The organism is Spartinivicinus marinus (assembly GCF_026309355.1).
GTDB classification, from domain to species: Bacteria; Pseudomonadota; Gammaproteobacteria; order Pseudomonadales; family Zooshikellaceae; genus Spartinivicinus; species Spartinivicinus marinus.
In genome coordinates, this window is sequence record NZ_JAPJZK010000001.1 from 4,874,287 (window position 1) to 4,900,742 (window position 26,456).

The 26,456-nt window shown below is 36.7% G+C and carries 22 protein-coding genes; 17 read left to right on the top strand and 5 right to left on the bottom strand.

The window, feature by feature from the left end:
* The first annotated feature begins 813 nt into the window (after window positions 1-813).
* From rfbB to OQE68_RS21950, 11 genes are all read left to right on the top strand, one after another.
* Entirely contained in the window at window positions 814-1,881 is a 1,068-nt protein-coding gene (rfbB, locus tag OQE68_RS21900) for a dTDP-glucose 4,6-dehydratase (protein ID WP_180567596.1), read from the top strand.
* A gap of 3 nt (window positions 1,882-1,884) precedes the next feature.
* On the top strand, window positions 1,885-2,772 hold the full coding sequence (rfbA, locus tag OQE68_RS21905) for a glucose-1-phosphate thymidylyltransferase RfbA (RefSeq protein WP_180567595.1): 888 nt from the start codon (window positions 1,885-1,887) through the stop codon (window positions 2,770-2,772).
* 8 nt (window positions 2,773-2,780) lie between these two features.
* Window positions 2,781-3,653, top strand: coding sequence for a dTDP-4-dehydrorhamnose reductase (gene rfbD / locus OQE68_RS21910; RefSeq protein ID WP_180567594.1), 873 nt, complete (start codon window positions 2,781-2,783; stop codon window positions 3,651-3,653).
* 4 nt (window positions 3,654-3,657) lie between these two features.
* On the top strand, window positions 3,658-4,203 hold the full coding sequence (rfbC, locus tag OQE68_RS21915) for a dTDP-4-dehydrorhamnose 3,5-epimerase (protein ID WP_180567593.1): 546 nt from the start codon (window positions 3,658-3,660) through the stop codon (window positions 4,201-4,203).
* 20 nt (window positions 4,204-4,223) lie between these two features.
* Window positions 4,224-5,057 (top strand): ABC transporter permease, encoded by an 834-nt coding sequence (locus OQE68_RS21920; RefSeq protein WP_180567592.1) that lies wholly within the window; start codon window positions 4,224-4,226, stop codon window positions 5,055-5,057.
* Window positions 5,047-6,378: an ABC transporter ATP-binding protein gene (locus OQE68_RS21925; protein ID WP_219339958.1), complete on the top strand. Its 1,332-nt coding sequence runs from the start codon at window positions 5,047-5,049 to the stop codon at window positions 6,376-6,378. Before OQE68_RS21920 ends, OQE68_RS21925 begins: the two co-directional genes overlap by 11 nt.
* On the top strand, window positions 6,375-9,749 hold the full coding sequence (locus OQE68_RS21930; RefSeq protein WP_180567591.1) for an FkbM family methyltransferase: 3,375 nt from the start codon (window positions 6,375-6,377) through the stop codon (window positions 9,747-9,749). The genes OQE68_RS21925 and OQE68_RS21930 overlap by 4 nt, the downstream gene beginning before the upstream one ends.
* 32 nt (window positions 9,750-9,781) lie before the next feature.
* Window positions 9,782-10,834 (top strand): acyltransferase family protein, encoded by a 1,053-nt coding sequence (locus OQE68_RS21935; RefSeq protein ID WP_180567590.1) that lies wholly within the window; start codon window positions 9,782-9,784, stop codon window positions 10,832-10,834.
* 192 nt (window positions 10,835-11,026) lie between these two features.
* Entirely contained in the window at window positions 11,027-11,833 is an 807-nt protein-coding gene (locus OQE68_RS21940) for a glycosyltransferase family 2 protein (RefSeq protein WP_180567589.1), read from the top strand.
* Window positions 11,834-11,835: 2 nt separating this feature from the next.
* Window positions 11,836-12,786 carry an NAD-dependent epimerase/dehydratase family protein gene (locus OQE68_RS21945; RefSeq protein WP_180567588.1) on the top strand — a complete coding sequence of 317 codons (951 nt, stop codon included), beginning with the start codon at window positions 11,836-11,838 and terminating at the stop codon, window positions 12,784-12,786.
* Between the two features lie 250 nt (window positions 12,787-13,036).
* Window positions 13,037-15,025: a polysaccharide biosynthesis protein gene (locus OQE68_RS21950; RefSeq protein WP_255490799.1), complete on the top strand. Its 1,989-nt coding sequence runs from the start codon at window positions 13,037-13,039 to the stop codon at window positions 15,023-15,025.
* Window positions 15,026-15,277: 252 nt separating this feature from the next.
* Here the strand turns inward: OQE68_RS21950 and OQE68_RS21955 are convergent, their stop codons facing one another.
* Window positions 15,278-16,276: a hypothetical protein gene (locus tag OQE68_RS21955; RefSeq protein ID WP_180567586.1), complete on the bottom strand. Its 999-nt coding sequence runs from the start codon at window positions 16,274-16,276 to the stop codon at window positions 15,278-15,280.
* Between the two features lie 1,439 nt (window positions 16,277-17,715).
* Here OQE68_RS21955 and OQE68_RS21960 point away from each other — a divergent pair.
* On the top strand, window positions 17,716-19,758 hold the full coding sequence (locus OQE68_RS21960; protein ID WP_219339956.1) for a polysaccharide biosynthesis protein: 2,043 nt from the start codon (window positions 17,716-17,718) through the stop codon (window positions 19,756-19,758).
* Window positions 19,759-19,804: 46 nt separating this feature from the next.
* Here the strand turns inward: OQE68_RS21960 and OQE68_RS21965 are convergent, their stop codons facing one another.
* Window positions 19,805-20,185 (bottom strand): ribosomal protein S12 methylthiotransferase, encoded by a 381-nt coding sequence (locus tag OQE68_RS21965; RefSeq protein WP_180567584.1) that lies wholly within the window; start codon window positions 20,183-20,185, stop codon window positions 19,805-19,807.
* A 244-nt stretch (window positions 20,186-20,429) separates the two neighbouring features.
* Here OQE68_RS21965 and OQE68_RS21970 point away from each other — a divergent pair, with 244 nt between their 5' ends.
* Complete coding sequence (locus tag OQE68_RS21970; protein ID WP_180567583.1) at window positions 20,430-21,389, top strand: alpha/beta fold hydrolase; 960 nt, start codon at window positions 20,430-20,432, stop codon at window positions 21,387-21,389.
* Window positions 21,390-21,533: 144 nt separating this feature from the next.
* Here the strand turns inward: OQE68_RS21970 and OQE68_RS21975 are convergent, their stop codons facing one another.
* Entirely contained in the window at window positions 21,534-22,451 is a 918-nt protein-coding gene (locus OQE68_RS21975; protein ID WP_180567582.1) for a DMT family transporter, read from the bottom strand.
* A 251-nt stretch (window positions 22,452-22,702) separates the two neighbouring features.
* On the opposite strand from OQE68_RS21975, the gene OQE68_RS21980 reads away from it, so the two are divergent.
* Window positions 22,703-23,275, top strand: a complete 573-nt coding sequence (locus tag OQE68_RS21980) for a DJ-1 family glyoxalase III (RefSeq protein WP_180567581.1) — start codon at window positions 22,703-22,705, stop codon at window positions 23,273-23,275.
* On the opposite strand, the gene OQE68_RS21985 is transcribed toward OQE68_RS21980, so the two are convergent.
* Window positions 23,272-23,979 (bottom strand): OmpA family protein, encoded by a 708-nt coding sequence (locus tag OQE68_RS21985; RefSeq protein WP_180567580.1) that lies wholly within the window; start codon window positions 23,977-23,979, stop codon window positions 23,272-23,274. The genes OQE68_RS21980 and OQE68_RS21985 overlap by 4 nt on opposite strands.
* A gap of 138 nt (window positions 23,980-24,117) precedes the next feature.
* Window positions 24,118-24,432: a heat shock protein HspQ gene (gene hspQ / locus OQE68_RS21990; protein ID WP_180567579.1), complete on the bottom strand. Its 315-nt coding sequence runs from the start codon at window positions 24,430-24,432 to the stop codon at window positions 24,118-24,120.
* A gap of 166 nt (window positions 24,433-24,598) precedes the next feature.
* Between hspQ and OQE68_RS21995 the strand changes: the two genes are divergently transcribed.
* The 3 genes from OQE68_RS21995 to OQE68_RS22005 are packed head-to-tail and all read left to right on the top strand — an operon-like array spanning window position 24,599 to window position 26,424.
* On the top strand, window positions 24,599-25,090 hold the full coding sequence (locus OQE68_RS21995; protein ID WP_180567578.1) for a DUF2244 domain-containing protein: 492 nt from the start codon (window positions 24,599-24,601) through the stop codon (window positions 25,088-25,090).
* A gap of 30 nt (window positions 25,091-25,120) precedes the next feature.
* Window positions 25,121-25,399, top strand: a complete 279-nt coding sequence (locus OQE68_RS22000) for a DUF503 domain-containing protein (RefSeq protein WP_180567577.1) — start codon at window positions 25,121-25,123, stop codon at window positions 25,397-25,399.
* Between the two features lie 47 nt (window positions 25,400-25,446).
* On the top strand, window positions 25,447-26,424 hold the full coding sequence (locus OQE68_RS22005; protein WP_180567576.1) for an ABC transporter substrate-binding protein: 978 nt from the start codon (window positions 25,447-25,449) through the stop codon (window positions 26,422-26,424).
* Window positions 26,425-26,456: the final 32 nt, after the last annotated feature.

Genomic DNA, 26,456 nt, shown 5'->3' on the forward strand with positions numbered 1-26,456 from the left:
GTAATCTGTCTAGAACTACTTTAGAAGTGAAGAATGTCTATTCAATCTCTATCTTTCCTGTTTAACTCTTATCAAATCAATGCTTAGTAATATGCTACAAAATAGTACATGCTATATAATCTGCTTCTTTTTAAACGACTTATGGTGAGTGGATTACTAAAGGATATGTGAGTTGTAAAGGATATCTAAAGTCTTGGCTATTGATAAGTCTCTTCTAATACATAGAATCTATTATTAATTAGCACTTTTATTATATAATCGTGGCTTTGTAAATTTAGGTCAGAATAGTAGCCTGATAAGCAATTGGAGTAGAAGTATGCAGTGCCAGCCACACCTATCTACAAAGCACATATTAGTGTTATATATAGCTCCTCTTTCTTTACATACTTCTTCGGTTCTATTAAACCAGATAGGTCAAAAAATAGTCGATGGGGTTTTGGTGTAAGTCTTTAAATGAGAATGGTTATCAAAAAAATATATCAAAGCCTCTTAGTCTTGTAGTTTTGTTGTGGTTTTGGTGATCACCATAATTAACTTAAAAGACAGAAATAGCTGAATATCACAAGGCCATACAAAAAGCTAAATGCTCCTTTTTACAAGGTTCTCAGGAAAATAACGGTAAATCCTGGGGCGGTAGCGTGGTTAAAAAATATTCCTATATTAAAGTGGTTAGTATTTTTTATTTGCTGAATTGATGTAGTAAGTTATTAAGTTGGTTTGGGCTGCTTACATAAATAAAGTGTAAAAAACAAGTATCTTTATATACCGATATTAATTGTTAAGTTTTGTTGTATTTTAGGCGGTTAGAGTAGAATGAAAATTTTAGTAACAGGAGGAGCCGGATTTATAGGCTCGGCTGTTGTTCGGCATATCATAAATAAAACAAATGATAGTGTTATTAATGTAGATAAGCTGACTTATGCAGGAAATCTTGAGTCGCTGAAAAACGTAACTAATAACGATAGATATGTATTTGAACAACTTGATATTTGTGATCATCTCTTATTGAAGAAAGCTTTTACTACACACAAGCCTGATGTGGTAATGCATTTAGCTGCAGAAAGTCATGTAGACCGTTCCATTGATGGTCCTACAGCGTTTATTGAAACCAATATTGTAGGTACCTATACATTACTTGAGGTAGCTAGGGAATATTGGAATAATCTAAGTGATGAGAAAAAAGCAACATTTCGTTTTCACCATATTTCGACTGATGAAGTATATGGTGACCTGGGAGATAGCAAAGCGTTATTTTTAGAAACTACATCATACTCGCCTAGCAGCCCATACTCTGCTTCTAAAGCTTCAAGCGACCATCTTGTGCGTGCATGGCATCGCACTTTTGGCTTGCCAGTTTTAATCACCAACTGTTCGAATAATTATGGCCCCTACCATTTCCCTGAGAAATTAATTCCTTTAACAATTTTAAATGCATTAGAAGGTAAAGCTTTACCTGTTTATGGGGATGGTAAACAAATACGTGATTGGCTTTATGTAGAGGATCATGCAGCTGCACTTTATAAGGTTGTCACTACTGGAATAGTAGGTGAAACCTATAATATTGGTGGTCATAACGAAAAAACAAATATAGAAGTAGTCAAAACAATTTGTACTTTATTAGAAGAGTTAGCCCCTAATAAACCTGATGGTATTAGCCAATATCAGGACTTAATTACTTATGTTCAAGACCGTCCAGGTCATGATTTACGGTATGCGATTGATGCCATGAAAATTGAACAGGAGCTAGGCTGGACACCGGCAGAAACATTTGAATCAGGTATTCGAAAAACAGTTCAGTGGTATTTAAATAACCAAGAGTGGTGGAGCCGAGTACTCGACGGATCTTATAGCCGAGAACGTTTAGGCGTGGGGGCAAACTAGAATATGAAAGGTATTATATTGGCGGGAGGCTCGGGTACACGATTGTACCCTATTACTCGAGGCGTATCTAAGCAGCTACTACCTGTTTATGATAAACCAATGATTTACTACCCCCTTTCAACCCTCATGTTAGCAGGTATTCGGGACATCTTAATTATTACAACACCCGAAGATAATGAAAGTTTTAAACGTCTTCTTGGGGATGGTTCTGACTTTGGGATTAACCTTGAATATGCTATTCAAGAAAGCCCTGATGGTTTGGCACAGGCATTTATTATTGGTGAAGAGTTTATTGGAGAGAGTACCTGCTGTCTGGTATTGGGTGATAATATCTTCTACGGTCAATCTTTTAGTAATATGCTGAAAAAAGCAGCTACCCGAGAGTTCGGTGCAACTGTGTTTGGTTATCAGGTGAAAGACCCAGAACGTTTTGGTGTCGTTGAATTTAACAGTGATATGAAGGCTATTTCCATTGAAGAGAAGCCAACAGCACCTAAGTCCAACTATGCTGTAACAGGTCTATATTTTTACGATAAACGAGTGGTTGAGTTTGCAAAGTCAGTGAAACCTTCTGCACGTGGTGAATTGGAAATTACCAGCATTAACCAAATGTATCTCGAAAATGAAGCTTTACATGTAGAGCAATTAGGGCGTGGATTTGCATGGTTGGATACTGGAACTCATGAAAGCTTACATGAAGCATCGTCATTTGTTCAAACCATAGAGCACCGACAGGGTTTAAAAATAGCTTGTCTTGAAGAGATTGCATGGCGTAATGGCTGGCTTACAGACATAGAGCTACTACAAATATCCAGTTCTATGATGAAAAATGACTATGGTAAATATTTAAAGTCTTTACTTAATACAAAGATATTAACCAAAAATATTTAAATAAAATAATGAAAGTACTAGTTACTGGTTGTAAAGGTCAAGTGGGTACTTACCTTGAGAAACAACTAAAAAATAAGGCTGAGCTTATAGCTGTAGGTCGTGAAGAACTTGACATCACAAATGAAACTGCAGTTATTAACCTTGTAACAAACATTCAACCAGATTTTATAATTAATGCGGCAGCTTATACTGCTGTAGATAAAGCAGAGGTTGAGAGAGAACTTGCATATAAAGTTAATAGAGATGGAGCTCTTTTTCTGGCCAAAGCAGCAGAGTTAGTCAATGCAGTCATATTACATCTATCTACAGATTATGTTTTTGATGGTGCACTTAATAGAAGTTATATAGAAACAGATGAGCCATCACCAAATAATATCTATGGAGCAAGTAAGCTTGCTGGTGAAAAAGCTATTATTCAAAACTGTTCAAAATATGTAATCTTGCGTACAGCTTGGGTATTTGGCGAATATGGTAGTAACTTTGTAAAAACTATGCTTAGGTTGGCGGGGGAAAAAGAAAAGCTTTCTATTGTTGGTGATCAGTATGGAGGCCCCACATTTGCTGGTGATATTGCCTCAGCTTTAATTAGCATCGCAGAAAAAATTAAAAATAGTAATGACATTCACTATGGTGTTTACCACTATTCTGGAATGCCATATGTAAATTGGTATGACTTTGCAGTTGAAATTTTCAAGTCTGCTATTGAAAGACAAGAATTTGATAGGACACCTATATTAAATTCAATACCTACTAAAGATTATCCCACTCCAGCAAAACGCCCAGTGAACTCATGTCTAAACTGCAAAAAAATAGAAACACAATTTGGAATTAAACCAAGTAATTGGCAGCAAGCATTAAATAATATTCAAGTTTACGTATAATTTTATGAAAGTAATAGATACCAAAATTCCAGATGTAAAAATTATTGAGCCTACAGTATATGGTGATGAACGTGGTTTCTTTATGGAAACTTGGCAACAAAAGAAGTTTGAGGAATTAGTTACAGGAAAGCCTACTACTTTTGTGCAGGATAACCACTCTAAATCGAAAAAAGGGATTCTCCGTGGCTTGCATTATCAGACAGAAAATACACAAGGGAAGTTAGTTCGTGTTATTTCTGGTGAAGTATATGATGTAGCTGTGGATATCAGAAAAAAATCACCAACATTTGGGAAATGGGTTGGTGTATATCTTTCGGCAGAAAATCAGCGACAACTTTGGATTCCAGAAGGCTTTGCTCATGGGTTTTATGTGACTAGTGACTATGCTGAGTTTGTATATAAGTGTACAGACTATTACAATCCTGGTGCAGAAGTTTCAATATTGTGGTGTGATGAAGACTTGTGTATAGACTGGCCTATTGATGAACATCCAGTTTTGTCTGAAAAGGATGAAAATGCAATAAGCTTTATCGATGTAAATAGGCTATAAAATAGCGAATATATTGTAGAATGAACTCTAAACAAAAAAACTCATACTCATTAATTTCTGGAATACGCTTAGTAATAAAAAACTGGGAGTTGGTTAGTCAAACAACCAAGCGTGATATAATAAGTAGATATAGAGGTTCTATTGCTGGAGTAACTTGGGCTTTTTTTTACCCAGTTATCTTATTAGCTGTATACACTGTAGTGTTTTCAGTAATATTTAAAGCAAGGTGGATTCCTGGAAATATTGATGAAAGTAAAATAGATTTTGCGCTTATATTATTTATAGGTATGATATACTTTAATTTTTTTTCAGAATCAATTAACCGCTCACCTCTAATAATTAACTCAAATGTTAACTTTGTAAAAAAGGTTGTTTTCCCTATCGAATTGCTACCCATTAATATAATACTCTCAGCATTTTTTCACTTGCTCATAAGTATTTTTGTATGGGGGGGAGCTATGTTGTTTTTTAAAGGGAGTATACCAATAACAACAATTTACTTGCCGCTTGTATTATTGCCTTTTCTCCTATTTATGACAGGACTCAGCTTTATGCTTTCTGCAGTGGGAGTGTATTTAAAGGATATGTCTCAATTGACAGGTGTTATTTCTACCATGATGATGTTTTTATCACCAATTTTCTTTTCACTAGAAACAGTTCCTGATCAATTAAAATGGTTTATGAAAATAAACCCATTGACATATTTTATTGAGGAAAGTAGAACATTGATGTTTTTTGGTGAAAAGCCAGATTTAAAATTATGTTTAATTTATTGGGTCTTAGGTATCGTGGCTCTTCAAATTGGTTATTTCTTCTTCCAAAAAACAAGAAAAGGGTTTGCTGATGTTATCTGATGAAGTTGCAGTCAAAGTAAATAATGTTAGTAAATACTTTAAAATTTATGATAAACCTCATGATAGAATTAAACAAATTTTCACTAAACCAGAAAATAAAAAATACTATAGAGAATTTTGTGCATTAAATAACATTTCATTCGAGATTAAAAAAGGTGATACTGTAGGTATTATTGGTAGAAATGGTGCTGGAAAATCTACACTATTACAAATAATATGTGGTACGTTGACACCCACTATTGGCAGTGTTGAATTAAATGGAAAGTTGGCTGCATTACTTGAACTTGGTGCAGGTTTTAATCCCGAATTTACTGGTCGTGAGAATATTTATTTAAATGGAGCTATTTTGGGGTTGTCGAAAGGGAATATTGATAGTGTTTGTCAAGATATAATTAACTTTTCAGAGCTTAACGAGTTTATAGATCGTCCAGTGAAAACATACTCAAGTGGTATGTATGTTAGACTTGGGTTTTCTGTAGCTGCTCATGTCAATGCTGATATACTAATAATTGATGAAGCTTTATCTGTTGGTGATATCTTCTTTCAACAAAAATGTATGAGATATCTACAAGAGTTTAAATCCCAAGGTGGAACATTGCTTTTTGTTAGTCATGATACATCAACTGTTCTTAGCATGTGTCAAAAGGCAATAATACTGTTTCCTGGTGGAGAAAAGCCTGCCATTGAAGGTACTACAGAAGAAATATGTAAAAATTATGTAAATGACCTTTATCAAGAAAAAAATGAAACTAAAGTTTGTTTAGCAAGTAGCTCAATAGTTGAAGAAAAAAGATGTTTTTTGGAATTGCAAGGTGAAAAGCAACTGGAAAATATATACAGAATTGGTCAGTTTAGGCATGAAGCTGAATCTTTTGGAATTGGTGGGGCAAGAATAAGACAAGTAGTTTTTCTTGATGAAGAAAATAATGAACTGAATTCGATAGTTGATGGTAATACTGTAACACTTAGGATTCAAATAGAGATAAATAGAGATATAAGAAATCCTGTTATTGGATTTATGATAAAAGATAAAAAGGGGCAATATATATATACCGAAGATAGCGGTGCTTCTTATAGAAATTTAGGTATTAGCTTTAAAAAAGGAGAGACTGTTCAAGCAGATTTTAGTTTTTCGATGCCCGTATTAATTCGAGGATCATATACCCTTAATGTTGCTATTTCCGATGGTATCTTAGATGATCATCAACAATTACACTGGATTCATGATGCGATAAGAATTGATGTTTTACAAGGGCGTCTTGTGCATGGATATTGTGGAGTAAATAATCTAAATATAAATCTTCGTTGGATTAATAAATGACCAGTAATATTGAGACCTCCAATACTAAGTATGGTGAATTTTATATAATCGAAAATGATAGTATTATTTCACAGTCTATAAAGATGTACGGTGAATGGGCTGAAAATGAAATCTGTATTCTTAAGCGTTTTATAAAGAAAAACAGTATTGTTTTCGACGTAGGAGCATTTATAGGAACTCATAGTAGAGCTTTTTCTCATTTGGCTGCTAATGGTAAAGTATTTTCCTTTGAGCCTAGACAAGAACTATTTAATATTTTATCAAAGAATATCGAAGTAGCACCGTTAAGTAACATAGAAGCATTTAATATTGGTGTAGGAAATAAAAATTCTATTATAAGTGTTCCAAAACTCTCATTAGTTGAGAATGAGAATTTTGGAGGGCTACCTTTACTCAATTGTATAGACACTACTAATGTACAAGAAGTTGAAGTTTATGCACTAGATAAATTAAACTTTAAAAATGTAGATTTTATAAAAATTGATGTAGAAGGCATGGAAATAGATGTTCTTTTTGGGGCTGAAAAACTAATAGAAAATAATGAGCCAGTTATTTTTCTTGAGGTAAATAGCCTTAACAACTCTCGTCAAGTACTAGAGTGGGCAAGTCAAAGAGAGTATGATATTTATGGCGTTATTGCTGATGCCTATAATAAATTGAATTTTAAGAATAATCAAGAAAATATTTTTTTAAATGCTTCGGAAGCTGGGCTTTTATTGTTAAAAAATAATATAACTGATGAGTATTGTGTAAAAGATTTAGTTAAAATTTCATGCCTAGACGATGTGGCTCTTTTATTAATGCATAAACCTCAATACCCTTACGAAGTTTTGGCAAATACATCTTCAGCAGAAATGTTAGGATTAAATTACACATCGCCATTGAGTGACAAATTGCTTGACTCTATCAGAAGAATGGATGCAGAAATTGTAGAAAAAAATACATTAATCCTAAATTATATATCTGAAAGTGATAAGATAAAAGATCAATTAAAGAAAAAAAATCTTGATCTTTTAGAGCTAGAGCAAAGAAGAGCATTGCTAGTAAAAATATTGGATAATGAATACAAAGTGTCTGAAAAAGAGAAATACATTGATTTACATAGTATTGCTAAGATGAAATATATTAAGCTTTTAAACAGTATTTTCTCTGTCCTTAAAACAGGCAAAAGAATTATGAATAATGTGACTATAGTTATACCAGTTTACCGTGGTATGCATGAGACAAAAGATTGTATTCATTCAACTTTAAAGTCAATTCCTAGTTGGGCAACATTATTAGTTATTAATGATTGTTCCCCAGATGAAGAACTGTCTTACTGGCTTAGAAGCTATTCCAAAAAGAAAAATTTTCAGCTAATTGAAAATGATAAAAACTTAGGGTTTGTTGCCACTGTTAATATTGGTATGGCTTTGAATTTACACAGTGATATATTACTACTTAATAGTGATGTAGAAGTACCTGAGTCTAATTGGCTTGAACGTATTAGACAAGCTGCTTATTCTGATGAAAAAATTGGAAGTGTAACCCCCTTTTCAAATAATGCGACCATATGTAGTTTCCCGAATTTTTGTGAAGATAATGAATTACTAGGTAATTTAAATGTCACAGAAATTGACAATATATTCTCTGACTTAGAATTGGAAACAAATATAGTTGAAGTTCCAACAGGTGTTGGTTTTTGTATGTATTTAAGACGAGATTGTCTTAATGATGTAGGCTACTTTGATGAAGAAACATTTGGTAAAGGATATGGTGAGGAAAATGATTGGTGTCAACGGGCACTTAAAGCAGGCTGGAAAAATACTCATCAGCTGAATGTGTTTGCATTCCATAAAGGGGGGGTTAGTTTCGCTGATGAAGGTGATCCTAGAAAAGATAAAGCTCTAGAGCTACTTCAGTCTTTGCATCCTGATTATGTTCGAGACGTACATAACTTTATTTCTCATGATCCTGCAAAAAAAGCAAGGGAATTAGCTTTTTTATCGCTTCTAAGAAAAAGTAAAAAGAAAAAAGTACTGCTTGTTTCACATAGGCTAGGTGGTGGTGTAAGTCAGCATATAAATGAGTTAGTAGAGTTTTACGCTAATGAAGTAGACTTTCTAAAGCTTGTTCCAACAGAAATAGAGAACACAGTAACTGTAACTTATTTTTTAAATGGCAAAGAGGTTAATTTTAAGCACACATTCAATGTTAAAGAAGAGTTCACTATACTGGAGGAATTACTTCTTTATGTGGGTGTAGATAGGGTTCATTATCACCATACAATGGAGCTTCCAGATGAGTTATTTGGCCTAGCAACAAAGCTTAACTTAGAGTATGACTATACAGTTCATGATTATTTCTCGATTAACGGTAATCCAACCTTAACAAATAACGATGGAATTTTTGTTGGCGAAGATAAAAATAAGACGGATGTTATGTGTGCAAGTCGTTATCCAATATCATGCACAATAGATGAGTGGCGAATGAAATATGGTATTTTCGTAAATAATGCTAGTAGAATAATTTGTCCATCTAAAGATACTGCAAAAAGGTTTTGTGAAGTCTATTCAAGTTGCTTTGCCAAAATTATAGTTTCTTATCATCATGATGTTTGTGTCAAAAAAACATTTGCTGGTAAAATTAGGAAGTTTACAATAACCCCTAAGAAAAAAATATTAATTCTTGGGGCTTTAAGTAAAGAAAAAGGTGCTGATATACTTGAGAAAGTCGCTGCTTCTACTTCCCATGAATTTCATCTGCTAGGTTATGCATATAAACCTCTAGAGGGCGTAATAACTCACGGACCTTATGATATAGTGGAAGCTGATGACTTAATTGAACAGATAAACCCTGACTGTATTTGGTTTCCTGCAGTTTGGCCAGAAACATATAGCTATACATTATCTATAGCATTAAGAACAAATTTGCCTATTATCTGCCCTAATCTTGGTGCTTTTCCTGAGCGAGTTTCAGAGCGAGAGAACTCAATTTTATTACCCTGGGATATAACTATTAATTCACTAGTTGATTTTTGGTCTTCAGATCTTTCTAATTCTAAAATTGGTCAGCATCAAATCAAAAGTAATGAATATAATACTGATTTATATTTGAACAAAGACTTCTATAAAGACAATTACTTAGAGTTTGTTAAATGTCCAACAAAGTCAAATGAATCTTCATTATATGATTTGCTGGGATTCTCTAGTTCACAGATGAGTGATCAGCTTAATCGTAAGGAGAAAGCTCTCATACTTCTTTGGAAACTTCGCAACAGTCCATTTTTATCAAGATTTGTAAATCTAATACCATTTAGTTTTCAAAGGTTTGTAAAAAAATCTTTGAGTTCAAGGCCTTTCCATGATCTGATCAACATAGAAAGTAAATAATATCCTTGTATTTTTTATAATAGGCAAATGTTTTGAACAGAATTGATTTGCTCGATGTACTTAGAGCGCTCGCGGCACTCTCCGTTTTCTTTTATCATATTGCAGTTATTGGTGGAGATCCTTTTGAAGGCTTTTTTAATTTAGGTGGTATAGGTGTTGACCTATTTTTTGTTTTAAGCGGCTTCTTTATTGGGTTATCTGTTCTGGCAATGCCAGAATGGAATCTGAGAATATTTTTAACAAAAAGATTTCTTAGGCTAGCACCAGGATATTATATATCACTATTACTAGTAATTGCATTTGCAGCTCCAACTTATATTATATCAGTTCATGGACTTATCGATATTTTGGCTCATGTAAGCTTTATTCATGTTTATTCTTATCATACTCATGGAAGCATAAATGGTGTCTACTGGAGTCTAGGCGTTGAGGCTGCATTTTATATACTTATCGCTATTTCAGCTTTAAAAATTAGAAATGATAGGCATATAGCCTTAATATTATCTTGTTGGATTATAACTGCTTGGATATGGAGGTTTTTGGTTAGCCAAGAAGATAGTTTAATCCCTATTTTAAAATTTATATGGTCTACTCAAATTATAGGTATGCTAGATGAGTTTGCATATGGAATTATAATTGCTAGGTTCTATAGATCCAGTAGTTTAATGAGTAAGCTATTAAGTTACAAGGTTGTATTTCTATTATTATTTGTATCATTGTCTATATTATATTTTTACTTGGCTGTCCAAAAGGAACCTGATTATTGGTCAAATTGGGTATATTTAGTTATTGGTAGAACTTTTTTAGCTATTTCATTTTCAATACTTATTTTTGTTGCAATTTTAATAAGCTCTAGAATTAAAGATAATGGTAAGCTGATCATTAATAAATCTGGAATGCCTTTTCTAGGGAGGATAAGTTTTGGTATTTATCTTTATCACATGCCAATTATATTAGCTTTAAAGAATAGTGAGGCTTATTCTGATGAAAATAAATTTTTATTTGGTATAGTTTGTTTAGGTATGACAATTTTAATGGCTGTTTTTTCTTTCTATTTTATAGAAAAAAGGTTCTATAGATTTTGATTTTTATATAATGATATTGTTGAGTGGAATATGATTTTGATAATAGATTATTTTCTAGTCATTCCACCCTGTATCCCTAAGGCTGAGTGATTTCATAGAATTTTTATGTTGACTAGAATATTGTTTATATCAATGATTCAAAATGAGTTATAACGTAAATTTATAAACAAATTCTAATTTATAGGGCAGAATATGAAACTGCTTGTTTCTTTAGTTGTTTACAAGCAATCTTGGAGTTTAATAGAGAATGTCATCGATTCTCTTATTAGGGCAGTAAATGAAACTAAGATACTATTTGCTTCAATAGTTGTTGTTGATAACTTCGGTGACTCAGCTTTAAGTAAAAAATTATCTCATAGATATTCTAATATAAATGAAATGTTTGATTTAAGGTTAATTCAAGGTCAAGGGAATTTAGGTTATGGCCTAGGTAATAACTTAGCCACAAATGTACTTGGTTATGACTATGTTTTAGTACTTAACCCTGATGTAATTATTCATCAGGGAGTTTTTGAAATAGCACTTGATTATTTAAGTAACAACAATGATGTTGTACTTGTCTCGCCAAAAATATTGAATGAAAAAGGTACTTTAGAATCTGGTGTGAAGTCTTATCCATCAGTATTCGTTTTATTACTTAGATTTTTGAATAACAAAAAACTAAACAGGCTTTTCCAAAAAAAGCTGGCTGATTACGAGAACCATCAGGTTGTTAACAGTAATAGTATTACCGATGTCAATATTGTAAGTGGATGTTTTATGCTTTTTCGCTCATCAATTTTAAAACAACTCGGTGGTTTTGATAGCCGTTACTTTATGTATTTTGAAGATTTTGATTTATCATTTCGTGCAAGAAAGTTAGGTCGTGTTGTCTATCACCCGGATGTAGTTGTTACTCATTATGGAGGAGGAGCGGGAAGAAAAGGGCTTAAACATATCAAATATTTTTCTAGCTCAATGGTAAAATTTTTCAATAGATATGGCTGGAAGCTGGTTTAGTTATGAATATTCTAATTACGGGTGCTTCCGGCTTCGTTGGCCAAGCGTTTTGTAAGTTTCTAAGTCAAAAAGAAGAAGTGAAATTAATAGTAGGAGCTAGTCGATCTAAGATTGAAATTAAAGGTTGCCATAAAACTGTAAACCTGGATGGTAATAATAATAGATTAACTGCTCAAGACCAATTAGTAAAAGACCTTCAAAATATTGATGTGGTTGTTCATCTGGCTGGCCGTGCTCATGTGATGAAAGATACAGAATCTGATATAGAGACTGCTTATCATGAGGTAAATGTTGAATATACATGTAAGCTTGCTGAAGCTGCAGCCCAATCAGGAGTAAAACGTTTAGTATTTTTAAGTAGCATTAAAGTAAATGGCGAGTCAACTATTCATCCATTCGTTGTTGATGATATGCCCTCACCTGAAGATGCTTATGGGCGCTCTAAGTTGGCTGCTGAAAAGTGCTTATTTAAAATAGCCAAAAGCTCTACTCTTGAAGTAGCTATTGTACGCCCAGCATTAGTTTATGGAGAGGGAGTGAAAGGTAATCTATTATCCTTACAGAAGCTGATAAAAAAACGGGTGCCACTTCCCTTTGGAGCAATGAGAAATAAGCGGAATCTATGCTCATTAGATGCTCTATGTGACTTAATATGGTTATGTACTATTCACCCCGATGCGGCTAACCAAATTTTTTTAGCAGCAGATGCCAAACAAATTTCTTCCGTTGAACTAGTGAATGCTCTTGCTAATGGGCTTGGAGTACAAGCTCGTCTGGTTAAACTCCCCCAGTCTCTTCTAAAGCTTATGGGTTTTTGCTTAGGAAAAAGGGATCAGGTGGCACGTGTTCTTGGTAATCTTGAAGTCGATGTAGAGTTCACTTCTAGGACTCTAGGCTGGATACCTGAGCAGGATACACAAGCAGCGCTTGCAAGGATGGTATCATCAAAATGAATCATATTTGTACTTTTTCCTATAGCCTTTCTTAAATAATGAGGAAAGCTAGATATCTTAATTTTCATAAACTATATTCCTTTTAATTACTTTTCCTAGTTTATCCAGACAAATTTGTTGTTCACATTAGGCCATACTCCTATTCTTTACTCTCTTGATGTTAATTATGTTCTGTAAAAAACTTTGCTTTAAAGTAGCAATGAAAATTAAACATCTTTTACTTGAACTAAGTAGGCGACAAAAGAGAGTTTTGGGCGTTGCAACTGATGTTATTCTCACCTGGCTCTGCCTCTGGCTTGCCTTCTTTGTTCGTTTAGGCCCTGAACGTTTAGTTAATCCAGTAGGCGACGACTATTTATGGTTGTTTATTACTGCTCCGTTGGTATCACTACCTATTTTTATTAGGTTGGGGCTTTACCGTGCTGTGTTGCGCTACATGGGGCGTGATGCTTTTTTAGCCGTTTTTAAAGCCATTACTTTATCTACCTTGGTTTTAGCTTTGCTCATCTACTGGAATCGTGATGCGGCGGTGGTGCCTCGTTCTGTTATTTTGAATTATTGGGCGCTGTGTATGGTGGCTATAGGGGGGATTCGTTGGGCTGTTAGGCTTTGGTTGGTGCCTCAGGATAGTGCTCATTTATTAAGAATTTCTAGAAGCCAAAATACAAGTAAGCGCCCAGTGGCTATTTATGGAGCGGGTGAAGCGGGTTTTGAGTTATTAGGAGCTTTAGAGCGTGGGCATGAGTTAATGCCTGTAGCATTTGTGGATGATGACCGTTCTATTGCAAATCGATTTATTGCAGGTAAACGAGTTTATACGCCGAAGCATATAGGTCAGATGATTGAGGAAACCGGGGCCAGGGAAATACTACTGGCGATGCCTTCTTTATCGCGTGCTCAAAAAAAGGAGATTTTAGAGTCTTTAGAAAAGTATCCCCTACATGTTAGGACGGTACCCAGCATTTCTGAGTTAGCTATGGGTAAGGTGAAAGTAGCGGATATTCGTGAAGTTGAAATAGCAGATGTATTAGGGAGAGACTCTGTTCAGCCAGAGGCGGTGCTGTTGGAGCGTTGTATTAGAGATAAAGTGGTGATGGTCACGGGGGCAGGTGGCTCAATAGGGTCAGAACTTTGTCGTCAGATTGTACAAAATCAACCTAAAAGTATTATTTTGTTTGAGCACTCTGAATACAATTTATACAGTATTCATAAAGAGCTGGAGCAGATTGTACAGCAGGTGAGTTATGCTGTTGACATTATTCCGTTGCTTGGCTCGGTCACCAATGCTAAACACCTTCTTAATACAATTAGTTCCTGTCATGTCGATACGCTTTATCATGCAGCAGCTTATAAGCATGTACCTATTGTTGAGCAAAATATTGCTGAAGGTATTCGCAATAATGTGTTTGGTACCTTACTTACCGCACAAGCAGCGATTATTGGTAAAGTAAAACACTTTGTGTTGATTTCAACTGATAAAGCCGTTCGGCCCACAAATGTAATGGGAGCCAGTAAACGCTTGGCAGAAATGGTTTTACAGGCGCTGAGTAAAGAGTCGATCCTTTATTTAAATAAAAATAATGTATTTGGTTTAGTTAACCATTGTGCTTTTCATAATGAAACACGCTTTACCATGGTGCGGTTTGGTAATGTATTGGGTTCATCAGGTTCAGTTATTCCTAAGTTTCGGGAACAAGTGGCAGAGGGTGGCCCTATTACCGTTACCCATCCTAATATTACCCGTTACTTTATGACGATACCCGAGGCTTCCCAATTAGTAATTCAAGCAGGAGCCATGGGGCAGGGTGGTGATGTGTTTGTTTTGAACATGGGGGAACCAGTTAAGATTGTTGATCTGGCTGAAAAGATAATCAATCTTTCAGGGCTAACAGTTAAGAATGAGGAAAGCCCTGAGGGTGATATTGAAATTAAGTTTACTGGCTTGAGGCCGGGTGAAAAACTGTATGAAGAGCTATTAATTGGTGAAAATAATACTTTAACAGAGCACTCAATGATTATGCGTGCTCATGAGGAAATGTTGTCATGGGAGTCATTAGCAGAATTGCTAGGTGAGATTGAGCTATCGTTAAGAAAGAATGATTATACCGATGTTCGACATTTGTTACTTAAAGTGGTTTCTGGCTATAAACCAGAAAAAAATATTATGGATTTGCTGTATAACCAAAACAAAAAAATAGCCATAGAAAAAGTTGTGAGTCTAGAGCAGAAAAAACGATAATATATTCCAGATCAGCCGTGAATCATGTCTAGCTTTAATAATACTGCATCATGTATATAATCCACTGTTGTGAGAAAATTTGGACTATTACCACCAGTGCTCGCAAAGCTTCGGGCCATATACAAGTGTTGTAAGTTAAGTGTACCAAACATGTTTACAAGGTTAATGCTGTCATTTTACTAGCTACACCAGTTTATTAAGGCTGTACTTTACTAAGCTACTAATTTAAAAATTCAGTTAATGTATGAAAAACTAAGGGGTAAGCATATTTCCCATAAATTTTAATATAGCCCTTGATTTTGGAAAATTATCAATTGTGGAAGGATCTAAAATATTTTTATCAAATCTGAAGTTCATAATAGCAATTATAGGATCTTGTGGATAGTTATTTAAATAGTTCCAATATACTTGAATGCGGTCATGCAAATCTTGGTCATTTATAACAGGTGGGTTCAGTGAAGGCTCTTGTGTTGATGGTGGAACAATAACCCATTTTAGGCTAGAATTATCTGAAAAATATCTACGGTATGTTTCATGTATAGTGGTGCTGTCATCTCGAGAACTATCATAGCGCCAGTAATAGTTATCAATTCCAACCCAATCAGGAGTACTTTTTACCCCTATACAGCTTGGTTGTGCCATTTGATGGCGAATTTCGTTAATTACTGCAGGAACAGTTTTTCTATAAATAAGAATAGTAAATATTGGTATATCACTTAGCTCATATGCTGATAAAGCTTGCCTTAATGTACAAACATAACTAGCGTATTGCCATTTAACATACACTCCATTATCTTGGAGTGCAGGATCGGCAGAAGGTTCATCAAGAAAATAGATTGCCTTAGGTCTATTTGTTGCGGATTTAATATCTTCTACAATATGCCATATATTTTTCCATGAGTTTTTAGATTGGCATTCTCTATTGTTTCTTGCTGAAAAACAAATATCTAACCGACCATGATAATTTTCTTCGCCTGCACTAATATTGACTGCGCATTGATCATTTAAACAAGCAGTAGAGTTTAAACTTGAAATTGAGTGAACTATGTTTAAATTTGTGTTATTTGCTCCAGTGGCTGTAATACTGGCATAGTTCTGCTCTACATTATCACTATCAAGCCAGTCATATCCATAATACTGGATATTTGGATTAGGTTCACCTTGGCATATTAAAGACATAGTTGAAGCTATCACAACTATTATTTTATGTATCTTATATGATTTTCGATATTTATAAATTTGAGATGACAAGTCCTAACTCCTTTATCCTTGAGTGGGTTTTTATAGAAAGTATATGTCAAAAAAAAAGACTCTGTTTCTAATTCGATATAATTGGAAAACATGCCTATTAGATTTAGAGTGATTTTATGCTTTTGTTATTTTGTATAATTATTTCAGCGTTTCTTAATGTGTTACCAAAATCTAACTGTATTCAAGAGGGATGAAATATTATTAGTTATCTATATTTGTTAAAATACTGGTAGCATTCTTGGTCTCTATCATACTATTAAATAATAGTTATTGTAGACTTTGAAAGACTTTAAATCTTCGAATTGAATGGTATTATAAAATATTTTCTCTTACATGATACTCCTAACAAATGTTGATAACACTTTTCCTAGAGAGGCTTCCGATTTCATCACTTTCTGTAAAGGTTATTTTTAAATTATAGTCCATTAATAAATATTCTCCATTCTAGCAGTATCTTTCATATCAAATTAATTCAGCATCATGTCGAAATCTATCACTATAGTTTAAGACTAATGAATTTTTCATGTTAGTAAAAATAGTACTGCTTTCTTATGAAGATTAGGACCTATTTCTTAGCTCTGCCATAATTATACGGTTTTCACACTGTACACGACAATTTATAGTCTAAAAGTGGTCATTCAGGAGCTTGAGGCTTATTTATCAATAGCTTCAAGCACTGAAGAATACGTCTGAGACAATGACAAGCCTGTAACCCAAACTGTTGGAGCAAACCCTACCTATGGTTGAACAAGCTTTTTTGTGGCCGAGCACGCTTTTTGGCTCTAATCACTTCACCCTGTTTACACTCCATTCACTTGTTTTAATAGCTCAGCAAAAAGCAATAGCTACCCCCCCCCTACTTTGTTTCTGAGTCAACTTGGTTCTACAGTGTATCTTCAAAGTTAAAGCCACTGCTTTTTAGGCATTGAAATAATGATTCTATTTCCCTGTAATGAGCATAAATGTTAATGTTGTTTTCCCCAGGATTACTTGAAGAAATAATTAAAAGCTTATCATCAGGCAAACGCAGACCCGGCAAGTAAGTATTCCTGTTAGTTAAACCTCTTCATCAATAATACGCTTCATTGAGCTTTAGTCCACTAAATACACTTTCAACTATAGTTACCTTTACTTATTCAATAGCATCCGGTAAATAGGTATGGCTATATTCTTGTAAAAAATACCTAGTATGAGGATATTGGTGTTAAACTTCCCCCCACATTTGCAGTCAGTATAGTCAATAGTGAAGTAAAGTGAGTAATTTTTGCTCTAAGCAAGTGGAAGTTATTTGAAAGTCGTTTGTTTCATAAACCGCATTCCTATGCATTATTTTACCTAACTCCATTAAAGCCAAGCTTGTTGCTAATACTTGGTTGTGTTTCTATCTACTACTTTATTTATAAGCTATGTTCTTCAGTAAGCCTTTCCTTAGAATGGCAATGAAAATTAAAAATTTTTTACTAGAGCTGACTCGGCGACAAAAAAGAATTCTGGGTGTTACAACAGATGTTGCACTCACCTGGCTCTGCCTATGGCTTGCTTTTTTTGTACGACTAGGGCCTGAGGAGTTAGTTAACCCCATTGGGGCTGATTACGCTTGGTTGTTTATCGTCGCACCACTGGTTTCTTTACCGATTTTTATCAAGCTTGGACTTTACCGCGCAGTGCTTCGCTATATGGGGCGTGATGCTTTTTTAGCCGTTTTTAAGGCTATAACTTTATCTACCCTAGTGTTGTCTTTGTTGATTTACTGGCATCGTGAAGCAGCAGTGGTGCCGCGTTCGGTGGTGTTAAATTACTGGGCATTGTGTATGTTGGCCATTGGGGGAATTCGCTGGGCTGTTAGGTTATGGCTGGTTCCACAAGATAGTGCTCACTTATTGCGGATTTCTCGGGCTCAAAATCTAAGTAAGCGCCCGGTGGCTATTTATGGTGCTGGTGAAGCTGGCTTTGAGTTATTGGGAGCGTTAGAGCGTGGCCATGAGTTAATGCCAGTGGCGTTTGTGGATGATGATCGTTCGATTGCTAATCGCTTGATTGCGGGGAAGCGAGTATATACTCCCAAGCATATTGGGCAGATGATTGAGGAAACGGGGGCTAGGGAAATACTGCTGGCAATGCCTACTTTATCACGCTCACAGAAAAAAGAAATTTTAGAGTCTTTGGAACAATACCCCCTGCATGTTAGAACAGTACCCAGTATTTCTGAGCTAGCCATGGGTAAGGTGAAAGTGGCAGATATCCGTGAAGTTGAGATAGCGGATGTATTAGGTAGAGATTCGGTTCAACCTGAAGAAGCGCTTTTAGAACGCTGCATTAAAAACAAGGTGGTGATGGTAACAGGGGCAGGTGGCTCCATTGGTTCAGAGCTTTGTCGGCAGATTGTGCAGAATCAACCTAAAAGTATCATTTTGTTTGAGCACTCGGAGTACAACTTATACAGTATTCATAAAGAGCTGGAGCAAATTGTACAACAAGTGAATTACCCTGTTGAAGTCATCCCTTTACTTGGCTCGGTCACCAATGCCAAGCATTTGCTCAATACGATCAGCTCTTATCATGTCGATACCTTATATCATGCAGCAGCCTATAAGCATGTGCCTATTGTCGAACAAAATATTGCGGAAGGCATTCGTAATAATGTATTTGGTACCTTACTTACTGCACAAGCAGCGATTATTGGTAAAGTAAAACACTTTGTGCTGATTTCTACTGATAAAGCGGTTAGGCCCACTAATGTTATGGGTGCTAGCAAGCGCTTGGCAGAAATGGTGTTGCAAGCACTTAGTGAAGAGTCAACGCTTTATTTAAATAAAAATAATGTATTTGGCTTGGTTAACCATTGTGCTTTTCATAATGAAACCCGCTTTACTATGGTGCGTTTTGGTAATGTATTAGGATCATCGGGTTCAGTTATTCCTAAATTCCGGGAGCAGGTAGCAGAGGGCGGCCCTATTACGGTTACACATCCCAATATTACCCGTTACTTTATGACTATTCCTGAAGCTTCCCAGTTGGTGATTCAAGCCGGTGCTATGGAGCAGGGTGGTGACGTATTTGTTTTGAATATGGGGGAGCCTGTTAAGATTGTTGATCTAGCTGAAAAGATAATCAATCTATCAGGGTTAACAGTTAAAAATGAGGAAAGCCCTGAAGGGGATATTGAAATTCAGTTTACTGGCTTGAGGCCGGGTGAAAAACTGTATGAAGAGCTGTTAATTGGTGAAAATGATACACCAACAGAGCACTCAATGATTATGCGTGCTCATGAGGAAATGCTGCCATGGGAGTCTTTAGCAGAATTGCTAAGCGAGATTGAGCAGTCATTAAAAGAGTATGACTATACGAATGTACGTCACCTGTTGTTAAAAGCGGTGACTGGTTACAAACCTGAAAAAAATATTGTGGATTTGTTGTATAACCAGAATAAAAAAGTCACTGTAGAAAAAGTTGTGAGTTTGGAACAAAAAAGCCGGCAATAGCCAGCTTTTTTGTATACTTTTCGCGAATGATTTTTACGTATCTAATCTATTCGTGAAGAAGATGCCTCCACATGTCGTATTCATCGGCTTCCTCCACTACTAACTTAACCAATTGCCCTGCTTGTATGTGAGTAGCACCTTCCAAATAAAGTTTCCCATCAATCTCAGGAGCATCGGCTTGGGTTCGGCCAGCGGCTCCGCCATCACCTACCTCATCAATAATCACTTCAACATATGTCTTACCGAATTTTTGCTGAAGCTTGTTGGCGCTGATTTGCTGTTGAGTTGCCATAAACCGTTCCCAGCATTCTTGCTTCACTTCTTCTGGTACAGCGCCTGGTAGTTCATTTGCTTTAGCTCCTTCTACTGGCGAATATTTAAAGCAATCTACTCGGTCTAGTTGTGCGTCTTCCTGCCAATCAAGCATTAACTCGAAATGCTGTTCTAGATCGTCAGAAAAGCTGACAATAATAAGGTGATATCGGGGCAGATATTACTTCAGGTATTATATTGGAAGTCATAAAAGGCTTCCGTGAGAATGTATGAGTTAATGGAGTATTCTGTAGCTGTGGTTGGGATAAGCTTTAATTCTAAAGGCTAGGGATAGACTTTTGAGTGGCAGAAGAGTGTCCCATTGTTTCATACTAATTCATCATAGAAGGAGAAGCTGCTTGAACGATTGTCTGGTTACCCTTCATCCACAAACTTTATTTTTTGCTGATATCCCTATTACCACCGGAACTGTTCAAGCCAATGGTATTGAATTGGCCTATGAGTCCTGGGGGGAAATTGACAAGCCTGTGATGTTATTAGTGATGGGGCTATCCTGTCAGATGTGGATGTGGCCTGACCCTTTTGTTGCTTTGTTAGTGAAGCAAGGCTTTCGAGTGATTCGGTTTGATAACCGTGATATTGGTGGTTCAAATAGTGTAAAGCGGCAAATGTCAATTAATTTACCGTTGAGTTATGCTAGGTATCGATTGGGTGGCTTACCTAAAGCCCACTACACCTTGCATGATATGGCGGAGGATACTTTAGCTTTAATTAATGCACTGAAATTAACTGAAGTACATTTAGTGGGGGTATCAATGGGTGGGATGATTGCCCAGCTATTGGCTGCCAAGCATCCAGATAAGTTGGCGAGCTTAACTTTATTAATGACATCTACCAACCACCCGAATTTACCTACCCCTGATCTACGACTGATTAAGTTTGTTTTTGCCAGAAAGTTGGCGGGACGAAATAAACAACGGGTGGTTGATCATCAACAAGCCATGTGGGAAACCATTGGTAGTCCTGCTTATCCAACGGATCCAATTATGCTGAGGCAATTATTGGAAAAATGCTTTGATCGAGATTTTCGGCCCGCAGGCATGATGCGCCAAACCCATGCTATTTTAGCGACCGGCTCATTGATTAAATGGTCCCGTGAAATAACCCTACCGACACAAATTATTCATGGCATAGCTGATCTGCTTATTTCAGTAAAAGCGAGTTTTCAGTTAAAGCAGTTAATAACAGGAGCTAAGTTAGTGACGATTCCTGGTATGGGGCACGATATACCACAGGGGTTGTATCAACCAATTAGTGATATTATTACTAATCACATTAAGATCCATGAAAGTGCTTGATAAATAGAGTGTATAATATGGGGCAATAGAGTATTCTTCTGCTGCACAAGAAAGGCCAACCCATGGCCTCTTGCGCTAAAGTGACTTCATGTCACAACTATAGAATATCCTATCACTCCCTATTGCCAGCATTTGAGTGATGCATTAATTAACAGCTACTTTTTTTCCTTTAATGCTTGCTGAGCGATGACTTAACCGTTGCTGTAATACAATACCTGTAATAATTAATACCAACCCAACGTAGGTGGCAGGGTGTATCGATTCGCCCAGTAAATAATGAATAAAAATCAGTGAAGTAAAGGGGGCTAAAAAGATTAAATTACTGATTTTGGCAGTGTTTTCAGCAAGCCTCATGGCATTTAACCATAAAATAAAACTAAACCCCATTTCAAATAAACCTATGTAAAGTGCGCCAGCAAAGCCATGCCAGTGGGGGATAGTAAAGTCAGCAAATGCTGCCGTACTAATAATGAGTAAAGGGAAACCCATTAAAAAGCAGGCCAGTAAACTGACAACTGGGTCGTGGTTTTGTTTGGTATTTAACAACCAATATAAAGCCCAGAAGAGGGTGCTGGTCAATAAAAATAACACTCCAAGCGGGTTAGAAAAATTTAAACTGAGTAGCTCACCTTTGGTCGAAATCACCAATACACCTAAATAGCTGACTAAACAGGCTAGAAACGCTAACAGAGTAATTTTTTGTTTTAGAATGGGAATGGATAAAAGGGTTAACGTAATAGCCCAGGTGTAATTAATGGGTTGGGCCTGTTGGGCTGGTAGTAAGTCATAGCCTTGAAGTAACAACAGGTAATAGATAAAAGGGTTCATTGTTCCCAGTAATAAATAGTGAGTAGGTGCTGTTTTGATACAGTGATAGACCTGTTGAAGTTTGCCTTGCCACCCTAAAATAGCAGTCAGTAACATAATGCAACAAAGGCTGGAATAGAACAGTAATTGTAATGGGCTAAAATGTTGCAAACTGATTTTAAAAGCAGTAGCAACAGTAGACCAAAGCATTACAGCAGATAGTCCATAAATAGTGGCGTGTTTTTGATTTTTCATAAGGCATTAGTAACAGCTGATTACTTCCATTAGAGGCTGTCGCACAACTACTACGCTTGCAAATACTGCGTTAAAAATCGACTCAAAATACTCATTTATTAGGTATAAACTCCGCCTTTTCGCCGATTTTTGCCTTGTCTTTGCTTCGCTCATGACCTTTTGCAACAGCCTCATTAGCGAACGTTTTTGAGAAAGCTTTGGTTCAGTCATACTATTCTATTAATACTCGCTTTTCTACACTAGGTCATAATATGAAGAAAGTATTGGTTGCTATTGCTGATGGCTCTGAAGAACTAGAGGCCGTTTGTATTATTGATGTATTAAGACGAGCAGATGTCGATGTTGTCGTGGCCAGTTGTATGCCGACTGAATCGCTGCTAATCACAGCTTCTAGAGGCGTAAAAATTCAAGCGGACTGTCATATTAAAACTTGTGTTGACCAAGCTTATGATTTAGTCGTTTTACCAGGAGGAATGCCTGGAGCAAAGTATTTATATGAGAGTCAACCACTCACTGGCATCTTAGAAAAACAAAGAAATAATAAACAGTGGCATGCTGCAATTTGTGCATCGCCTGCTGTGGTGTTGGCTCAACATGGCTGGCTGAAAGGGGTTAAAGCAACCTGTTATCCCAGTTTTCAAGATAAATTAATAGGCGCACAGGTTGATAGAGCTGCCGCTGTGGTTGTTGATCAGGATAATAAGCTGATTACCAGTCAAGGGCCAGGTACTGCGTTAGCGTTTGCTCTGGCCCTGGTTGAAGTATTACTGGGTAAGGAAAAAGCGCAATCTGTAGCCCAACCAATGGTGATCCATGCGGCCTAGTTTTGTGCAACCGTTGCCGTATTTTCATTAGTGCTCAGTGTAACGACGACCTGACGATCCAACGCATAACCGTCTAAATTACCCTGGGCTGCGGAAGCCTCTTGTTTGCCATGAGCGATGACACTAATACGTTGTGGGTCAATGCCTGCACTGGCAAGGTATTGCTTAACAGCTTGAGCTCTGGCTAGAGATAGTTGGTGGTTAGTGCTATCTGAGCCTCGTTGATCGGCATAACCATCTAGCTGAATTTGTAATGCAGGGTTTGCTGTTAATATGGTTGCCCAGTGATCAAGCAGTGCTAAGTGGGAAGCAGGTATACGGCTCTCAGCGGTATGAAACAATACAGGGAATTGTGCCGTTTGGTTTTCGCCCATTACCCAATAACTACTGCTATTAATTGATTCACTACCAGGCTGGTTCGCTGCCAATTGTTGCCTAAGCAGCTCAATTTCTTGCTGGGCTGTAATCAGTGCCGCCTCGTTTGCTTCAGCTTGATCTGCCATAGCAAACTTTTCTGTGATGCTATCTCCAACAGCTGCACCAATGACTGCACCAAAAGGGCCGCCTGCTAATGCGCCAATCACCATACCTGAACCTACGCCCATTAATTTATCCCCAACACTTGCTTTGGGCTCTTTAGCAAAAATCGCTGTTGATAAACAGGTAGTGGCAACTAGGATGCAGGCGAGTTTTGTTAGTTTCATAATATTTCTCTTATTTCAATAAAGTGATGACGCTGAATGACTCGGTCGGTTGTTAAGGCTTATTGAAACAACAGAAAAAGACTATCTGATAGTTATATTAAGACAGTTGTCGGTAATAAAAAGGCAAAATATGGCAGGCTAATTGGATTTTTGTTTTAGGTGATAGTGACCATTAATAAATTGATCAAAATAAAGCCCAAGCTCAGGGTGGTGGACTTGTTCACCACTGTCATCAGGTGCTAAATTTTGTTCCGCCACATAGGTTTGATGGACTGCATTATCCACTAACACATGGTACCAAGGCTTGTTTTTTGGTGGGCGGCTTTTTGCCATGGTTTGATACCACTCATCAGTCAGCATAAAGGTTGGGTCTATATCAATCACAACCCCTCTATAGTTAAACAGTTTGTGGTGAACGATTTGCCCGATTGAAAATTTAGCTTCTTGAGTCATGGCATCCTTCGCGTATGGTGCTTCCTTCAGTACTAGGTGTACTTGAACTAAGCTTAGACATTAAGTGTTTGGTTTGCTCATAGAATTCAACGGTTGTTGATTCTTCTCAGGACTGGATTATCTAAGCAGTAACATTGCTTAAGAAGCAAGTAACAGGCTCTTAATTATGGTTGTTGTGGAACAGAGCAAACAGGTCGGTCAAGAAATTTGGCTGAGATCTAATCAGTCGTTAAGCTGGCGCGGTAATTTGCAGGTTTTTGGCGGTCTTGCTGTGTTGAGCCTATTGATTGCCGTAGGTTTTGCCTTAGTGGGGGCCTGGGTAGTCCTACCCTTTGCTGGGATTGAACTTGCGTGTCTGGCTATAGCGCTTTATTACACCGCTTGGCAAGCATCCCGTCAGCAACGTATTTGGCTGACCATTGACCAGATTTGTGTCGAAAAAGGGCGTCGACGCTTAGAGCAGCGCTATGTGTTGCAGCGAGAGTGGACCACGGTGCAGGTATTTAGGTCAGCTCATGGGGGGAGTGTGGGTGAAGTGAGCTTGTGCTATCGAAATCAAATTATTCCTGTAGGAGAATTTTTAAATCAGGCAGACCGAGCCTTGTTGGTTGAACACTTAAAGCAAAATGGACTTTCAATTGAAATTCATCATACCTAAATATACCCAATGCGTAGGGTATTAATATAAATGGTTATTCAGTTACTAACACTATTCTTCCACTTACCAGGCTGTCGGTCACTAAAAGAAAAAAGGAGCCGCTTAGGTGGTCTTAAAGATAAGTTTGGCAGGGTAACTAATGTTGCTATCACTGAATCAGATTTCCATGATTTGCATCAGCAAGCGGAATGGAGTGTTATCATTATGGCAAAAGACCAGTCAACTGTTGACCGAATTATTGCTCAGTTAGAACTGACAATTGATCAGCTGGATGTATTGTTAATTAAAATTACGAGGGAGCGATTATAAAAAATGCTCTGCAGGTTCTTTAATTACAAGATACACACTAGAAGATAATGAAAAATATAAAAGTATCCTTTGTGATTATTCCAGTCATTGTATTACTCATCATCAGTATCGGTTTGGCTGTCTGGGTTGGAGGGAAAAAACGTTGCTTTTATGTAGCTTCTTACCATAAAGGCTATCCTTGGCAGGATGGATTGACGGCTGCTGTTGAGAAAAACTTAGCCGGTTATTGTCGGTTAAAATCATTTTATTTGGATACCATCCGTCAGTCCAGTGAGTTGAATAAGCAGACTATGGCTCATCAGGCGTGGGCTATCATTCAAGATTGGCAGCCTCATATCATTATTGCCAGTGATGACAATGCTTCCAAGTATTTAGTTAAGCCTTATTTGAAAGACAGTCAAACACCTGTAGTATTTTGTGGCGTAAATTTTTCAGCAGAAAAGTATGGCTATCCTTATCCGAATGTGACAGGTATGGTGGAGTTTGAACCCATTCGGCCGATGCTCGTTCAATTAAAAAAAATCAGGCCGTCAATTAAACAGGGGATGATGATCGCAGCCCATCGTATTACTAATGAAAAACTACATAAACACTTAGTAGAGCTAGCGAGCGAATTTGGTGTTACATTCGATATTCGCTGGGTTAATAATTTTCAGCAATTTACAACAGTATTTGCAGACAGCCAGAAATATGATTTTATATATGTACCTAATAATCACGATATAAATAATTGGGATGACTCACTTGCTAGAGAGTTTATTCAAGCAGCTAATATTACTACTATTACCGTATCTACTGCTCGCTGGATGCAACCCTTCGTGATGTTGTCATTTTTTCATCTACCAGAAGAACAGGGACGTTATGCGGCTAATACCGCGCTCAAAATAATGGCAGGAGCCTCCCCTGCAGATATTACCATTGCTACTAATAAAGACTGGCGAGTGGCAACTAATCAAGCGCTACTTGACAAAATACAACTTAAATTACCTGATAACTTTAAGCACTTTATTGAAGTTGAGAAATAAGTGCTAATGGTTATTTGAATAGAGTACCTCTA

What these genes read in the sequence shown, in the direction of transcription:
- rfbB (WP_180567596.1), top strand. Translation starts at nt 814, where the DNA reads ATGAAAATTTTAGTAACAGGAGGAGCCGGATTTATAGGCTCGGCTGTT.
- rfbA (WP_180567595.1), top strand. Translation starts at nt 1,885, where the DNA reads ATGAAAGGTATTATATTGGCGGGAGGCTCGGGTACACGATTGTACCCT.
- rfbD (WP_180567594.1), top strand. Translation starts at nt 2,781, where the DNA reads ATGAAAGTACTAGTTACTGGTTGTAAAGGTCAAGTGGGTACTTACCTT.
- rfbC (WP_180567593.1), top strand. Translation starts at nt 3,658, where the DNA reads ATGAAAGTAATAGATACCAAAATTCCAGATGTAAAAATTATTGAGCCT.
- OQE68_RS21920 (WP_180567592.1), top strand. Translation starts at nt 4,224, where the DNA reads ATGAACTCTAAACAAAAAAACTCATACTCATTAATTTCTGGAATACGC.
- OQE68_RS21925 (WP_219339958.1), top strand. Translation starts at nt 5,047, where the DNA reads ATGTTATCTGATGAAGTTGCAGTCAAAGTAAATAATGTTAGTAAATAC.
- OQE68_RS21930 (WP_180567591.1), top strand. Translation starts at nt 6,375, where the DNA reads ATGACCAGTAATATTGAGACCTCCAATACTAAGTATGGTGAATTTTAT.
- OQE68_RS21940 (WP_180567589.1), top strand. Translation starts at nt 11,027, where the DNA reads ATGAAACTGCTTGTTTCTTTAGTTGTTTACAAGCAATCTTGGAGTTTA.
- OQE68_RS21945 (WP_180567588.1), top strand. Translation starts at nt 11,836, where the DNA reads ATGAATATTCTAATTACGGGTGCTTCCGGCTTCGTTGGCCAAGCGTTT.
- OQE68_RS21960 (WP_219339956.1), top strand. Translation starts at nt 17,716, where the DNA reads ATGAAAATTAAAAATTTTTTACTAGAGCTGACTCGGCGACAAAAAAGA.
- OQE68_RS21965 (WP_180567584.1), bottom strand. Translation starts at nt 20,185, where the DNA reads ATGCTTGATTGGCAGGAAGACGCACAACTAGACCGAGTAGATTGCTTT.
- OQE68_RS21975 (WP_180567582.1), bottom strand. Translation starts at nt 22,451, where the DNA reads ATGAAAAATCAAAAACACGCCACTATTTATGGACTATCTGCTGTAATG.
- OQE68_RS21980 (WP_180567581.1), top strand. Translation starts at nt 22,703, where the DNA reads ATGAAGAAAGTATTGGTTGCTATTGCTGATGGCTCTGAAGAACTAGAG.
- OQE68_RS21985 (WP_180567580.1), bottom strand. Translation starts at nt 23,979, where the DNA reads ATGAAACTAACAAAACTCGCCTGCATCCTAGTTGCCACTACCTGTTTA.
- hspQ (WP_180567579.1), bottom strand. Translation starts at nt 24,432, where the DNA reads ATGACTCAAGAAGCTAAATTTTCAATCGGGCAAATCGTTCACCACAAA.
- OQE68_RS21995 (WP_180567578.1), top strand. Translation starts at nt 24,599, where the DNA reads ATGGTTGTTGTGGAACAGAGCAAACAGGTCGGTCAAGAAATTTGGCTG.
- OQE68_RS22000 (WP_180567577.1), top strand. Translation starts at nt 25,121, where the DNA reads ATGGTTATTCAGTTACTAACACTATTCTTCCACTTACCAGGCTGTCGG.
- OQE68_RS22005 (WP_180567576.1), top strand. Translation starts at nt 25,447, where the DNA reads ATGAAAAATATAAAAGTATCCTTTGTGATTATTCCAGTCATTGTATTA.